Origin of the sequence: Gloeotrichia echinulata CP02 (assembly GCA_038087035.1) — a bacterium.
GTDB lineage: Bacteria > Cyanobacteriota > Cyanobacteriia > Cyanobacteriales > Nostocaceae > Gloeotrichia > Gloeotrichia echinulata.
Genome location: CP051187.1, coordinates 1,760,143 through 1,775,307, shown reverse-complemented (window position 1 = coordinate 1,775,307; position 15,165 = coordinate 1,760,143). Strand labels below are relative to the sequence as shown.

General features: G+C 42.4%; 14 protein-coding genes, 1 other RNA gene and 2 pseudogenes. 9 read left to right on the top strand and 8 right to left on the bottom strand.

Translation table 11 applies throughout. The annotated features are described in order from the left end of the window. The first annotated feature begins 560 nt into the window (after positions 1-560). Entirely contained in the window at positions 561-1,991 is a 1,431-nt protein-coding gene (locus HEQ19_07885; protein ID WYL99460.2) for a DUF4114 domain-containing protein, read from the top strand. A gap of 103 nt (positions 1,992-2,094) precedes the next feature. Here HEQ19_07885 and queF read toward each other — a convergent pair whose 3' ends face one another. Next, complete coding sequence (queF, locus tag HEQ19_07880; GenBank protein ID WYL99459.1) at positions 2,095-2,511, bottom strand: preQ(1) synthase; 417 nt, start codon at positions 2,509-2,511, stop codon at positions 2,095-2,097. Here queF and HEQ19_07875 point away from each other — a divergent pair. Then, positions 2,505-2,792: a hypothetical protein gene (locus tag HEQ19_07875; protein WZI67136.1), complete on the top strand. Its 288-nt coding sequence runs from the start codon at positions 2,505-2,507 to the stop codon at positions 2,790-2,792. The two genes, queF and HEQ19_07875, sit on opposite strands and share 7 nt — an antisense overlap. A 113-nt stretch (positions 2,793-2,905) precedes the next feature. Here HEQ19_07875 and HEQ19_07870 read toward each other — a convergent pair whose 3' ends face one another. The 5 genes and pseudogenes from HEQ19_07870 to HEQ19_07850 form a co-directional block, all read right to left on the bottom strand. Then, positions 2,906-3,310 carry a hypothetical protein gene (locus tag HEQ19_07870; protein ID WYL99458.1) on the bottom strand — a complete coding sequence of 135 codons (405 nt, stop codon included), beginning with the start codon at positions 3,308-3,310 and terminating at the stop codon, positions 2,906-2,908. Between the two features lie 248 nt (positions 3,311-3,558). Then, positions 3,559-3,942, bottom strand: coding sequence for a phasin family protein (locus tag HEQ19_07865; protein ID WYL99457.1), 384 nt, complete (start codon positions 3,940-3,942; stop codon positions 3,559-3,561). A gap of 24 nt (positions 3,943-3,966) precedes the next feature. Then, positions 3,967-4,063: signal recognition particle sRNA small type (gene ffs / locus HEQ19_07860), an RNA gene on the bottom strand. A gap of 78 nt (positions 4,064-4,141) precedes the next feature. Then, positions 4,142-5,435, bottom strand: a pseudogene (locus HEQ19_07855) (transposase). 138 nt (positions 5,436-5,573) lie between these two features. Further along, complete coding sequence (locus HEQ19_07850) at positions 5,574-5,801, bottom strand: YciI family protein (GenBank protein ID WYL99456.1); 228 nt, start codon at positions 5,799-5,801, stop codon at positions 5,574-5,576. Between the two features lie 197 nt (positions 5,802-5,998). Between HEQ19_07850 and HEQ19_07845 the strand changes: the two genes are divergently transcribed. The 4 genes from HEQ19_07845 to HEQ19_07830 all read left to right on the top strand — a co-directional run bounded on the left by HEQ19_07845 (position 5,999) and on the right by HEQ19_07830 (position 11,596). Beyond that, positions 5,999-7,411: a carotenoid oxygenase family protein gene (locus HEQ19_07845; GenBank protein WYL99455.1), complete on the top strand. Its 1,413-nt coding sequence runs from the start codon at positions 5,999-6,001 to the stop codon at positions 7,409-7,411. 422 nt (positions 7,412-7,833) lie between these two features. Then, the gene (locus HEQ19_07840; protein WYL99454.2) at positions 7,834-9,018 is read left to right on the top strand and encodes a glycoside hydrolase family 10 protein; all 1,185 of its coding nucleotides are present in this window, start codon (positions 7,834-7,836) and stop codon (positions 9,016-9,018) included. A gap of 160 nt (positions 9,019-9,178) precedes the next feature. Next, positions 9,179-9,763, top strand: coding sequence for a Uma2 family endonuclease (locus tag HEQ19_07835; protein ID WYL99453.1), 585 nt, complete (start codon positions 9,179-9,181; stop codon positions 9,761-9,763). Between the two features lie 597 nt (positions 9,764-10,360). Then, entirely contained in the window at positions 10,361-11,596 is a 1,236-nt protein-coding gene (locus tag HEQ19_07830; GenBank protein ID WYL99452.1) for an LL-diaminopimelate aminotransferase, read from the top strand. A 131-nt stretch (positions 11,597-11,727) separates the two neighbouring features. Here the strand turns inward: HEQ19_07830 and HEQ19_07825 are convergent, their stop codons facing one another. Beyond that, positions 11,728-12,783, bottom strand: coding sequence for a hemerythrin domain-containing protein (locus HEQ19_07825; GenBank protein ID WYL99451.1), 1,056 nt, complete (start codon positions 12,781-12,783; stop codon positions 11,728-11,730). A gap of 355 nt (positions 12,784-13,138) precedes the next feature. On the opposite strand from HEQ19_07825, the pseudogene HEQ19_07820 reads away from it, so the two are divergent. The 3 genes and pseudogenes from HEQ19_07820 to HEQ19_07810 all read left to right on the top strand — a co-directional run bounded on the left by HEQ19_07820 (position 13,139) and on the right by HEQ19_07810 (position 14,357). Continuing rightward, positions 13,139-13,681: pseudogene (locus HEQ19_07820) on the top strand (DUF2231 domain-containing protein). 60 nt (positions 13,682-13,741) lie between these two features. Continuing rightward, positions 13,742-14,152 (top strand): DUF2809 domain-containing protein, encoded by a 411-nt coding sequence (locus HEQ19_07815; protein ID WYL99450.1) that lies wholly within the window; start codon positions 13,742-13,744, stop codon positions 14,150-14,152. After that, a complete protein-coding gene (locus tag HEQ19_07810) occupies positions 14,136-14,357 on the top strand; it encodes a DUF167 domain-containing protein (protein ID WYL99449.1) in 222 nt (73 codons plus the stop codon). Before HEQ19_07815 ends, HEQ19_07810 begins: the two co-directional genes overlap by 17 nt. Before the next feature lie 140 nt (positions 14,358-14,497). Here the strand turns inward: HEQ19_07810 and HEQ19_07805 are convergent, their stop codons facing one another. Continuing rightward, positions 14,498-15,112, bottom strand: coding sequence for a glutathione S-transferase family protein (locus tag HEQ19_07805; GenBank protein WYL99448.1), 615 nt, complete (start codon positions 15,110-15,112; stop codon positions 14,498-14,500). Positions 15,113-15,165: the final 53 nt, after the last annotated feature.

Here is a 15,165-nt window from a genome sequence, read left to right as displayed (position 1 = left end):
CCGAAAAAATACTTACATCAATTTTCATTTGAACCAAAGGGTAGGGGCGCAAGGCTTTGCGCCCCTATTGTTTGGTCTATTTACCATCAAAATAATGATTAATCACAGCCAGAAGCGACATGTTTGCCTCAAACCATACCATCATTAATTTGCACAGTGCGTAAGTCCTAGTCCTATAAAAATTCCTAGGATAATTGATTTTCTGTAATTTACCCTAGATTAATTCCGCTTGACTTTTTATCAAATGTATTTTTTAAAACCGATAAGGTCAGTAAGTACTTAATATCTCACTATTTTTACGGTGCAACATAAAGAGATTGCTAAATTGGTTTCTAGATCTAGACACGAAAACAGATACTGAGTTAGAAGTTATATAAGAAACGAAAATATATCGGTATAAAGAGTTTCTAGCTTTTATGACGTGAGTCATTTCATTAGGCAATACAGTGCAGTTAGTAGTATTCATTTTGGGAATACTACTCCCAAATCTGTTGAAAAAAACCAGTTTGTTTCTTTAGTGTTCTACCAACCAGAATTTAAGTGCAAATACCATGATTTATATGAATAAGAAAGCTGTTGCTCAATTGATGACTGCGGCTACTTTGAGCGTGACTTTTTCCACAATTGCTTCAGTCAATTACGCAGTTGCAAGTGCTGCACAAGTAACCCCGATTCAAGTAACTATCAAACAGGCCTCAGACGCTGCAAAAAAGGCTAAAGAGGCTACAGTTGCAGTTACGAACGCAGAAAAAGCCCTGACTCAGACTATAAAAGTTACAGACAAAGCTAAACAAAATGCTAAAAACCTTGTCTCTCAGGCTGAACAAAACTTGAGTCAAGCAAACAAAAATTTGACTCAAGCTAAAATATCAGCCGAAAATGCTGCTAAAGCTCAAGCAGATGCTAAAAAAGCGTTAGTGCTAGCAGATGCTCAAGATCTAGTTAACGCACCACTAGCTGTTGCGAATGCTAATAAATTACTAGCTGCTGCTAATAGCGCACTGACTAACGCTAATCAGAGACTAGCTGCTGCTAATAGCGCACTGACTACTGCTAACAGCAACCTGGATACAGCTACTACCAAACTTAGCGTGGCTGAAAACGCTAAAAATCAAGCTATCGCTCAAGCCCAATTAATGGTTGAAAATGCTGACCAGAAAGTCCAAGATGCTACAAGCGCTAGAGATCAAGCCCAATTAAACGCTGAAACCGCTGCTAACCAATCCCTGGACGCACAACAAGCTGTTAAAAAAGCTGCTGATTGGAGTACATTAGAAAGACTCCCTATCAAAGATAAATTCAAGGCTCTTACTCCCCTCAAGTTAACTCCCGATATTCAAAAATTGCTATCAAAAGAAGGTGTAGCAATTTCTGGAGATCAGGTGAACGCACAGAAGCTAGACTTTACCCAACTATTTCTCAAACGAAAACACAATGTTCGTGTTTCTTTCATCAACGAAGGAGCGAACTATAAAAACCAATTAGCTTACGAAGCATTCAAGACAAATTACTACAGCAAAGGAATGATTTTTGAAAATATCTCATGTAACAGCACAAAAAATAAATGTCTACATGGTGAGAAAGATGGTGTTTTGGATATCGGTGATTTTGTAGACTTGGGTACTTTTGAAGCTGGTACACAACTCAATTTCTTACTCAAAGCCGACGGAGATACTACACCATCCAGAAATGGTGATATTTACGGTTCAGATCCATCTCTGAACCCAGATGGGTTACAACACATCATGGCGTGGAACGTTGGAGATTACTTGATAATGGGCTTTGAGGACTTGCGGGGTGGTGGTGACAAAGATTACAACGATATTATTTTCGCTGTAGATTTGGGTAAAAATAATTACAAATCGACCTTGATATCTGAACCTTCTGCTACATTTGCCATCCTGGGTGTAGGCGCAGTTGGTATGCTAAAACTGCGTCGTCGTCGCCAAAATCAAAAGGTTGAGCAATCCCCCAAACAGCCGACAGCTTAAAGTCACTACATCATAGCCCCCTCCTCCCAAGCGCTTAGACGGTTGGGGGTGGGGTTCTGGCCACTCGGCGCCTATATCTGCGTCCACCTGCGGTTCCATTTTTTTATGACTTTTGGTGCCGCACTTCAACCACCGTATGAACATTACCACGGGGAGTAAAATCTGCTTTCACTGTCACTTCTAAAGGATCACAAGCTGCCACAAAATCATCTAAAATTTGATTAGCAGATTCTTCGTGGGAAATATAGCGATCGCGGTAACTATTAATATAAAGCTTCAGGGCTTTCAATTCCACCACTCGCTCATCAGGTATGTAGGTAATGTAAATTGTCGCAAAATCCGGATAGCCAGAAAACGGGCATTTACAGGTAAATTCCGGCAAAGTAATATTAATATCATATCGCCTACCCACACGCGGATTGGGAAATGTAATTAATTTTCCTTCCGCAATTTCACGTTCGCCATACTTCATTTGTTCAGTTAACTCGGATGCTGTTTCAGGTAAATTGTGATTTGTCATTTGTCATTTGTCATTTGTCATTTGTCATTGGTCATTGGTCATTGGTCATTTGTCATTTGTCATTTGTCATTGGTCATTGGTCATTGGTCATTGGTCATTGGTCATTTGTCATTGGTCATTGGTCATTGGTCATTGGTCATTGGTCATTGGTCATTTGTCATTTGTCATTTGTCATTTGTCATTTGTCATTTGTCATTTGTCATTGGTCATTTGTCATTGGTCATTTGTCATTTGTCATTTGTCATTTGTCGCGAAGGATTTTCACCACTCATAACTCATAACTCATAACTCATAACTCATAACTCATAACTCATAACTCATAACTCCTAACTCCTAACTCCTAACTCCTAACTCCTAACTCCTAACTCCTAACTCATAACTCCTAACTCCTAACTCAGAAATTAGAACTGTTTTCCCAGTCTGGACAACTCTGATCATCCCAGCCGTGGGGGTGCATGGCACAAACTAATAAGTTACCACCGTAAACTTGACCATGATAATTATTACAACCAATGCAGGCAGGATTTTTCTCTGGCGTAGCTTCTACTTGATAAGGAAAACCCAGATCTACATCTGCTACCACGTCTTCCAGTTCCCAGTAAACTTCCAAAATTGGTTCCGTCAAATCTTGTAAATACAAGTCTACTTCACTGACGATGGTATTTTGTACTTGCTCAGTAATTTCTTCGGTTAGCTCAAAAAAGGCGTCTACCATGTCGCTCATCCCTAGGAAGAAGTCTTCCACTTCAACAGCCACTGTTTCGATGATGTCGATCAGATCTTTTTGCCACTGTTCCATAAACTTGACGCCCTTAATGGCTATAATCAGGGGACTCAGTGCTACCTGGCTTGAAGCAATAGAGTACACATTAATTCTACTAATTTTCCCGACGTTAAAGCTTGTCATTGAGCAAAGCTAAGGATAGTAACTAACCCAAAACTGAGATGGAAAAATACAAGCTTTTGGGCTTTTGTCCTAATAAGTTTGTTGGTATTGCGCTATTTCTAACGTTTCACTAGCCACTGCTCCAGCTAAAAACTGACTTTTTATGGATCGCGTTGCAGTTTTTTTAACTCTTCTTGCAGTTTTAGTACTTGTTCGCGCAATCCATCTACATTATCGGGCGATGGCTCTTTTACAGTCGCCTCTTCATCTTCTTGTAAAATTTCGATGCGGCGAGGTTCTGTAGGGGGTGTTTTGTTTGTGGCTGGGTCAGATGCTGGTGGTTGTTGAGCTTGCTTCATCATATCTTCAACGAAGCGGCGGGCTTCTTCTGTGGTCATTTCGCCCTTCGCCACCATTTCATCTGCCAGTTTTTGGACTTGCGATCGCAGTTCGGCTAATTTCCCCCCTGCTTTCTCACCCGCATAAGAAGCCAACCCAACACCGAGGTAAAAAGCTTTTTGAACAATATCTCCAAAACCAGGCATCGCTGCTGACCGCTCCTCAAATAGGGCGACCCGGAGACTACGCCTATCACAAGCATCCCGTATTGCTGCTACCTTCCGGTCCTGACAAAGTTTGGGCGTTGCAATCGCATAGGTCCAGGTCTTATATAACTATAACACTAAAACTCATCGATTGTGTATTATTCTATGACAATCCGCCATTCTTGACATCCTCCCACCACTAATTCGGAGTACCGAATATAGTGGGGGATTCCAAAGATCGCTCTTTGGGTTTCCTCTTTCCACGACCCGACTTACTTGGAGGAGTTTCCCCACCCATACAGAGGTCGATGTCTCCAGAGGCGTTAGTTCCGACGTGACCCGCCGTACTCAATCCTTTTGCTAATATGTTCCGCGCTGCGTTCCAGTCCCTATCTTGGGTATACCCACAATGAGGACAAATATGAGTTCTGGTGCTAAGAGTCTTTTTGACAACCTCTCCACAATTAGAGCAATTCTGTGAGGTATAATGTGGTGGAACAGCAACCGTGACAACACCAAACACCTTACCAAAATACTCAACCCATTCACGAAACAGCGACCATGAAGCGTCACTAATCGACTTAGCCAATCGGTGATTTTTCACCATATTCCGCACCATCAAATCTAGCCTTCGGCAACGGCTTCGCCGAACATACGCCACGAGGTCGTTAGACTTCACCACGCACCTTGCTGTCTTAACAGCAAAGTCTTTACGCTGGCGACTTACTTTGAGGTGTTTACGCGCTTGTTTATTTCTCAACTTAATTCTATTTTGAGAACCTTTTCTAGTCTTAGACATCCGCCGTTGCAAACGTCTCAAGGACTTTTCACTTTTACGAAGATGTCTAGGGTTGGCGACTGTTTCTCCGTTGCTATCTGTATAGAAGTGGTTTAACCCCAGGTCAATACCAATAGTTTTACCAGTTGGTTCTCGCTTTTCTACTCGTTCATGGTCAATGCAAAACTGGCAATAATAGCCATCTGCACGACGCACAACCCGCACCCTTTTAAACTGTTTCCTGTGGTAGAAATGCAGGTCACGAGTTCCCCAGAGTTTAAAGGTTCCTGCTTGAAACCCATCGGAGAAAGTGATATACCTGCGGTCTTCAGAAAGCTTCCATCCACAGGTTTTGTACTCAACAGAGCCATGCGTTTGTTCTTTCTTGAACTTTGGAAATCCCTTTTTTCCTGGCTTATTTTTCTTGCAGTTATCAAGGAACCGAGCAATAGCAGACCACGCTCTTACCCTTCGGGAAGGCTTCGCCAACAGCACTAGCTTGACGAGCCATCGAATTAAGCTTGGTAGCATAAGGAAAATCGGGATTAGCAGCAAGCACAGCGCAATATGCGCTCAACTCGTATTTACCAATGCCCTTATTATCCATCCAGTATCGAACACAACTGTTGCGAACAAAACGAGCAGTACGGATAGCTTCATCCAGCTTTCGGTACTGCTCGTTCGTTCCTTCCAGTTTGGCTTCAAATACCAGCATTTTTACGCTCAACTCAATGGCGTAATCATAACATGGATTTGCGAAAAACTCAACTGTTCCCTCTCCCACGCTTGCTTGAAAGCAAGTAATGGTCGTAGAACGTTTCGTTTTTCGCCCTCGATTCATCTCGCCGCCAAATCACAGATTATGGCGGGAGCCTTCTCTCCGAATAAGGTAAACGTTGTAGTTCACGCAGTCGTTCTGTACCAATGGATCAAGAGCCACAATGGCGCGGGCTTGATCCAGTGATTCTGCTTCAAACAGCATCATGCCTCCTCCTCGTTGCGACCAATAGCCTGTTCTGGCTTTGTGTCCTTTGGCAATCAACTCTTGAACGTAGGCTTTATGCAGGGATTCTGGATTCAAACAGCAATAGCAGGCATAGCCCGTCTTACATCACTGAGCAACGACAGACAATGCCCTGCCTGTTGCCACTATTTTACCAAAAAGCCGTCCTAGAAGAACGGCGGCTCTAGACCCAAGCTTTCGGTAAAAAAAGCGCAACAAATATGACAATAGAAGAGCGATCGCCAAGGTCGTGAAATTCATTAGCGCTAATTTGTATGCATACCATTAATAAAAAGTCAACAAAAAAAGCCTGGGCAAGTGCCATCGCTCAACCAGCAACGGAATTTCCGCCCACCCAACTACCAATTCTCTCTGGCAAAATCCCCCAAGGCTTGCGTGGTACACTATACCGCAATGGGCCAGCACGGTTAGAACGGGGTGGTAAGCGTGTGGGACATTGGTTTGATGGCGATGGAGCGATTTTGGCAGTGCATTTTACAGATGCGGGTGCGACGGGAGTGTATCGCTATGTGCAAACCGCGGGCTACCAAGAAGAAGCCGCAGCGGGTAAACTACTTTACGGTAACTATGGCATGACTGCACCGGGGCCAATTTGGAATCAATGGCTCAAACCCACGAAAAATGCAGCGAATACCTCAGTGTTGGCATTACCAGATAAACTCTTAGCACTGTGGGAAGCTGGTAAACCCCACGCCTTGGATTTGCAAACCTTAGAAACTTGGGGTGAAGATGATTTAGGGGGATTAACTCAAGGTTTAAGTTATTCTGCCCATTACAAATATGACTTGCAGACAGGGGAGATTTTTAATTTTGGCATCAGCCCTGGAAAAAATGCGACCCTGAATGTTTACAAAAGTGACTCCACAGGCAAAATTATTCAGAAAGCAGCACACCCATTAAATGGAGTACCACTAGTACATGATTTTGTCTTAGCAGGACAGTATCTGGTATTTTTTGTGCCCCCAGTGCGGCTAAATGTCATTCCCATTCTCCTACGGATTAGCAGCTATAGTGATTGTTTAGAATGGCAACCCCAATTAGGAACTGAGATTTTTATTATTGACCGCGAGACGTTATCTTTGGTAAGTCGTTCAGAAACTGAACCTTGGTATCAGTGGCATTTTGCTAACGGTTATGTAGATGCTAGCGGTGGAGTAATTGTGGATATTGCTCGTTACGAAGACTTCCAAACTAACCAATTTTTTAAAGAAGTAGCTACAGGTGAAACTCACACCGCTGCTAAAAGTACATTTTCGCGAGTAAATCTCAATCCCCAAACTGGCAAAGTGACAGCAATTGTGGAACTATCAGACCAACATTGTGAATTGCCAATTGTACCACAGCAATATGTCGGTCAAGCCTCGCCGTACACATATATGTGTGGATTACGTCGAGAAACAGATATTGGTCAAAAAATAGTAAATGCGATCGCTCGTTTCGACCACAAAACCGACACCCTCACCACAGTAGACTTAGGCGAAAATCGCTATCCTTCAGAACCCATCCCCGTTCAAGGTTGGGTAATCACAGTTGTGTACGATGGTAATTCTGATCATAGTGAAGTTTGGATATTTGAGAGCGATCGCCTCAACGACGAACCCATTTGCAAACTCGGATTACCCAGCGTCATTCCCCACAGCTTCCACGGCACCTGGAAACCAGCTTAATCCAACCTCTGCGAACCTCTGCGGTTCCCTCCGCGCCCCTCTGCGTTACAGCGATTTTCAGGTAAAGTAGGGGCGCAGGGCCTTGCGCCCCTACGAATATCTGTGGTTATTGGGTGAAAATCGCTATAAAAAAAATCCACCATCCGCAACCAGGATCAGCTACAGTCATTGCTAAATTGTGCCATTTGACTGGATAATAAACCTAAATTAGGCACTAATAGCCTATTAGCTACGTCAAATATCATTATCTTGTCTGCATCAGGTTCTCTGATGCAGACAATTTAATGTGCGGACTTGAATGAAGGACTAGCGATTCATCAATTCTCTAGCAAGCAGAAATACTGGAAAGCTATATGACTAGTAGATTACATGACAACAGCCAGCGGTGGCACCGATGGGTAGCTAACGCATCATTCAAGCCTATGATTTCTCAAAGTTGGCAGGGGGTAAGTAAGTTTATTTTCCCATTGCTGTTTGTGATATCATTCATCATGGTATTGGTTTTAGGTAATTTCACAGGAGCGATCGCCCAGTTACCCCGGACAGAAATTCGCGGGGTTTGGATGACCAGTAATGATACAGACATCCTCAGAGAACGCAGCAAAGTCCAGGAAGCAGTCACCCAACTGCGACGTTTGAATCTGAATACAATATACCCCGTGGTATGGAATTCTGGTTATGTCATGTATCCCAGCGCCGTAGCACAACGTACAGGTATTCAACCCTTTGTCTTGCGCGGTGAAGATGGCCATGATATACTTGCGGACATAATTAATCAAGCCCATCGTCAGGGACTACTCGTAATTCCCTGGTTTGAGTTTGGTTTCATGGCTCCCCCAACATCAGAACTAGCTTTAAATTACCCGAATTGGTTTACCAAAAAGCGGGATGGTAGCGAAACTTCCATCAGCGCCGCCGGTGAGGTTGCTTGGCTCAATCCGTTTCATCCACAAGTACAGCAATTTATCACCAGTCTCGTGACAGAAATCGTCACTCAATATGATGTTGATGGCATTCAGTTTGACGATCACATGAGTTTGCCCCGTGAATTTGGCTACGATAAATATACAGTTGCCTTGTACACCCAAGAAACCAAAAAAAGTCCCCCAGCCAATCCTGATGCTCCGGAATGGGTGAGCTGGCGAGCTAATAAAATAACGGATTTTATGTTCCAACTCAACCAAGTTGTCAAGGCGAGAAAACCCCAGGCGATTTTCTCCGTTGCACCCAACTACTATGACTTTGCGTATAAGATGCAACTGCAAGACTGGCTTTCCTGGGTACGGCTAAATATTGTGGATGAGCTAATAGTGCAAGTTTATCGACCTAATATCCAAAGTTTCATCGATAAAATTTCCCGTCCAGAAATGCAAGAAGTGCAACAAATCATACCAACTGGAGTGGGGATTATGGCAGGTTTGCGAAATAGCCCAGTTCCCATGCGACAAATTCAATCCCAGGTACGAGCTGCTCAACAACGGGGTTTAGGTGTAGCCTTTTTCTACTACGAAAGCCTTTGGGACTATGCACCAGAACCACTCAGCGAACGGCTAGCTGGATTTCAAACCCTCTTCCCCGCTCCCGCTCTGCGCGCTAGGGTGGAATAATATTGGGGATTGGGAAGTAATCTCAAGTATCACGCGGTGTAGGGGCACGGCACTGCCGTGCCCGGTGTACCTAACTAGGGCGAGAAACGCTATATCATGCAACTTACAAGCTGATCATGGCGAACAAGGATGTATTCTAGTATAGAGATAAAAAAATATTATGACTATTACAACTACCAGACGCTTTACTCTTGAAGAATATCATCGTTTAACTGAAATCGGATTGTTTCATGAAGATGAGCGAGTAGAATTGATTCGTGGGGAAGTGATGCAGATGGCAGCTAAAGGAACAGCACACACAACTTGTTGTAGAAATTTACTCAGAGAACTGGCAAAATTAGTAGGAAGTCAGGCAGAATTACAATGCCAAGATCCCATTACTTTGCCTTCTGGTAGCGAACCAGAACCGGATTTTGTGATTGCTGGTGCTACAGATGATCATTATTTATTTGCTCATCCCAGCCCAAAGGATATTTTACTAGTAATTGAAATTGCTGATTCTTCTTTGAATTATGACCAAGAGGTGAAAATTCCCCTTTATGCAGAAGCCGGAATTTCCGATTACTGGATATTTAATTTAGTTGCTCAACATTTAGAATGCTATAGCGAACCTTATCAAGAATTAACTCTTAATTTCGCTTATCGTCTCAAGCGAATTTTCTTGCCTAATCAGTCAGTTATTCTCCCTTATTTTGCCGATTTATCTCTAGATTTATCTCGGATTTTTCCACGAATTACTGTTTGAAATCATCAATCTAAAATCTCAGAGGATGTTTGAAAAGTATTTTGGGTAACATTTAAGTCTCAAAAACCTAACCCCCCTTTACCCCCCTGACAAACAAGGGAAGGGGGGTTTCAACGCCTCTCCCCTACAAGGGGAGAGGTTTACCAGAGAGGTTTCTAGTATACTTTGCGACTTTTCAAACAACCTCTCAGCCAAAATAGAAAAAAACACAGGACTTACGCTAGTACTCTGTCAAGATAAAAATGATGGACTGTAGTGCGGGCATCTTGCCCGCGTGAGCGAGACGCTCACACTACCAAAAATCCCTCAAAACAAAATTGACAGACTACTAGTGTCACATTTAAAGAATGGTGCGTGACGCCACAAGTCTTGTGAGTGGGTACAATATTTATCGCAGCGTCACGCACCCTACGATTATTAATGTGCCCCCAGAATAGGTCCTAAGAAGAAAAAATTTTGGATGCCGTGTTCCGTAAGTGTATATCATTCGAGCCTAACTGAACTGTATTGATATATAAGCTACATCACCAAGACCAACAAGGTCTTTTACGGATAAATTCGCAGTAAGCTATTTTAGGGCGTTTTTCATAATCTACTATGGCAACGATTAACGATAATTACCTGAAACTGAAAGCTGGTTACTTGTTTCCCGAAATTGGGCGACGGGTGAATGCCTTTGCCCAAGCCAATCCTGATGCTAAAATCATTCGGTTGGGTATTGGCGATGTCACCGAGCCTCTGCCCTTAGCTTGCCGCACAGCTATGATTAAAGCTGTGGAAGAAATGGGCGATCGCAGTACTTTTAAAGGCTACGGTCCAGAACAAGGCTACGCTTGGTTACGGGAAAAAATTGCGGTTCAAGATTTCCAAGCACGGGGGGCTGACATCGATGCTGAGGAAATATTCATTTCTGATGGTTCCAAATGCGACACTGGTAACATTCTGGAAATCTTTGGACATGACAACACTATTGCTGTCACAGACCCCGTGTATCCTGTCTATGTAGACACCAACGTTATGGCGGGAAATACTGGAAATCCCAACGATAAAGGCGAGTTTGAAGGCTTAGTTTATCTACCAGTGACAGCCCAAAACAACTTTACCGCAGAGATTCCCTCACAGAAAGTGGATTTAATTTATCTCTGCTTTCCCAATAACCCCACCGGTGCCACCGCGACTAAGGAACATCTTCAGGCGTGGGTAGACTATGCTAGAGCTAATGGCTCAATCATCTTCTTTGATGCTGCCTACGAAGCCTACATCACCGATCCCAATATTCCCCACTCTATTTATGAAATTGAAGGTGCAAAGGAAGTAGCGATTGAGTTTCGTTCCTTCTCCAAGAATGCAGGCTTTACAGGAACCCGTTGCGCCTTAACCGTCGTCCCCAAGACCCTGACAGCCAAAGCAGCCGATGGTACTGATATCCAACTGTGGAAGCTGTGGAATCGCCGCCAGTCTACCAAGTTTAACGGTGTTTCCTACATCGTGCAACGGGGTGCCGAGGCGGTTTATTCCCAAGAAGGACAAGCGCAAATCAAGGCGTTAGTTAGCTTCTATCTAGAAAATGCCAAAATCATTCGCGAAGAGCTAACAGCAGCCGGCTTGGCTGTGTATGGCGGTGTAAATGCACCTTACGTCTGGGTGAAAACACTTAATGATTTGTCTAGTTGGGAATTTTTCGATAAACTGCTGGAAACCGTCAATGTGGTGGGAACCCCCGGTTCTGGTTTTGGTGCTGCTGGTGAAGGTTACTTCCGCATTTCCGCTTTTAATAGTCGCGAAAATGTGGAAGCAGCAATGAAGCGAATTACCGAGAAGTTTAAGGTTTAGTTAAATCAGTAGTCAACGAACAGTTATCCCTGATCAAAACTTTTAACTGATAACTGATAAGGTGTAGTGAGTTGTGGTGGGCAATGCCCACCATAGGTATAATTCAAATATCAAACAGTAGTCCTTAAAGTTTAAACATTGGCTCCAGTTTTTTCACCACCTAATCTCTGTTGAATTCTGCTCTTAGCGGCTTTGAAGTCTGTACCTATTTGCTCAGTTTGCTGACTAGTCAAATTATTACGAATTGTCGCAAACATTGTGTTTTCTTCTTCACGAACATGATCCATAAAATTGTCAGCCAATTGTCTGACTTTATTCTTGAATTCAGCCGCAGCGGGATGAATACCTCTAATCTCCTGTAGTAGCCGTTTCTGTTGAGCTTGTTCGTCATACAATTTTTGGGTTTTAGCTTCACCATAGAAAGCACGTACTCTTGGGTACACAACTTCCTCTTCAGCTTCAGCGTGGGCGGTTAGATCCTTGTAAATTTGACCGAAATATTCTTGAATCTTTTGCGGATCATTGCTTTGCTGTAGTTCGGTAAATAGGATATTCACCTTATTATGATCTAGGCGGAGAATATCTTGGATATTCATATCCTGTTTGTCAGAGTTTTGGCTAACAGCACTACCTACAACGCCGCTAAATGAAGCCACAGCATCTTGGACTCGTGCCCAAATCCCTTGATCTGCATCTTGTCCGGTGAGTTCGCGCACACCCAAAATTTCCAAAATTCCTTTGAGTTGCTCTTGGTGAGCGCGGTTTTCAAAGTTAATGGTATTTAAAGGTGCGATCGCCGCCATTACATCTGCACCAACTTTTTGACCAGCCTTGTGAATTATTAACCCACTCATCACCTGTTGATGTTTCAGCAATTCATGCTGAAATACCTTTTCATAAAGGCTTAATTCCGAGCCTTTCATCAGTCCCCGAACCTTTTCTATCAATTGTGTAACAGGTTTTGTCATCCCGCACTGGATGCCATACTGAACAATTACAGTATCTATAATTCCCAGATTTTTTTGGTCATCATTGAGAATATCTTGAAAGCGTTTGGATATTTCTGAATCACTAGATTCTTTCAAAAATGATTGCTCGTTTTCGATAATTAATTGTTGAATTGCTTTTAGATTTGCTAATTTCCCAGCAATTGCATTACGCTTAGTATCATCTAAAGTGACTACCATTGTTAGTTATCCTCAAAAAAGTATTCGTAGTTATTGCCAATCTGATATTGGCATAGGTAATAGTAATATTCCATCTTTCTTTTGAGTGATAGCTGTGTAATTCAGGTTATAAAAAAATGTTATTTCATGTCAAAAATAAAAAAAATTTACTTCTACTTTTAGATAGATTCCTGATAAATCACTGAAAATTTACTCCTCCATCGTTAGAGAGATAAAATTTTCCGGCTAATTTTATAAATTGACTCCAGGACAGTTATCAGTTGTCAACTTTACTAGACTTATTGCCAAAATATTGCTTGATGATTTGTAACCCCAGATAAACACTTCTGGAATTATTAAAAATAGGATATTCATCATAGAATCTACAGACACAACTTCCACACCTTTCCTAAATATCCCACCAATCATTGAAAGCGATGACAGAGAATTTTGTGATCCTGGCGTACCCAGCACAGTTGCAATTGCTGGACATCCCCTACACCCCTTGACAGTCATCTTTCCCATAGCCTTTTTAGCCGCAGCTTTAGGAACTGACTTAGGCTACTGGTTAACTGAAGATTTCTTCTGGGCTAGAGCTTCGTTATGGTTAATCTGACTGGGATTGGCTGGAGGCTTCATAGCAGCCATAACCGGGATGAGTGACTTTTTGCAAATTGAACGAGTCCGCAAGCGTACCGCCGATTGGACACATTTGATTCTCAACGTTTCTATCCTCCTGTTAACAGCCCTAAATTTCATCCTTCGTTTGGGTAGCCCTGAGTCACGAATCTTACCTTGGGGACTCTTCCTCTCGCTTGTTGTCGCTACCCTGACTAGCATTACTGGCTGGTTTGGTGCAGAACTTTCCTATCGCCATAAAATCGGTGTGGTGGGCGCTGGTAGCAAAAGGTATCCATAACCAAACGAGAAAACGGCGGTGTAAAGGCTAAAATTTTCGTTAGTCTTGAGCCTTGAAAAAATGCGCCAAAACCGTAATCAAACAATATTCATTATCCTGTCTATGCTCATCGTAGTAGCGATGGGCTTTTTATTTAAGTACTACCCTGGTCCTGTCCATGAGTGGTTTAATAACTACGGTTCGTCCCTATTTTACGAAATATTTTGGTGTCTGTTTGCATTTTGGTTTTTTCGGAGTCGGTTAGCAGTTAAGCAGATTCCTTTATGGGTTTTTGTCATCACCTGTATATTGGAATTTTTGCAGCTTTGGCACCCGCCACTATTAGAAGCTGCTCGCGTTACATTAATAGGTAAGTTATTATTGGGTACAACCTTTGCTTGGGGGGATTTTCCACATTATTTGTTTGGTTGTATATTAGGTTGGTTGTGGCTGCGACAATTACAGGTAATAGGTAATGCAAAAAAAAGTTAAAGTTAAACCTAATTCCAAACAGCAAAAAATTGCCGAACAATCAGATGGTAGCCTGATTGTACATTTAAAATCTCCGCCAGTAGATGGCAAAGCTAATGAAGAGTTAATTAAACTACTAGCAGAAAATTTTGATGTGCCAAAATCTGATATCAGAATTAAGTCTGGTTTATCCTCCAGGCAAAAGCTAGTAGAAATTGATATCTAGTCATCCTAACTCAGGCGGAAAATATCTCATTGCTCTCTCTGGCTACGAATTACGATTTTACTCCTATAATATATATATTTTTAGTTACCAGGCCAAGCCTGGTAACTAATTAAATCAGTCTCTGGATAGATGACATTATACTATACATCTTGTGTAATGCTGATATATGCTGGTTGGGCTTTAACTCGTTCTATCCAAGCTTGGATATCGGGAAATTGTCTCAAATCAAACCCACCTTCATCAGCTACATGAGTGTAGGCAAATAAGGCTATATCAGCAATAGTATAACGCTCGGCTACAAAAAATTTGCGCGATGATAAATGTTGTTCCATCACCCTAAGTGCTCCATAGCCTGATTCCCGTTTTTGCTTGATGGATTCTTCATATTCCTCAGCCTTACCTAAAATAGATATCCAATATCTGGATGTCCCAATAAAAGGTTCATGGCTATACTGTTCAAAAAATAGCCATTGCAGCACTTGTGCGCGTAAAAAGCGTTCATATGGCAGGAATTCTGTACCTTCACTCAGAAACACTAATATCGCATTTGACTCTGCTAAGTATTTCCCTGGTTCAATTTCCAAAACGGGAATCTTACCGTTAGGGTTTTTACTTAAAAATTCTGGTGTTCGGGTCTCGCCTTGGGTAATGTTAACCTCTACTCTCTCAAATGGCATACCCAGTTGTGTCAATAACAGACGTAACTTATAGCCATTTCCTGAAGGTAAAAAATCGTACAGACGTAGCGTTTCCATGCCAAAAAATATAATGAAGAATAATTGAAAAATCGAGGCTTTAAGATACAATA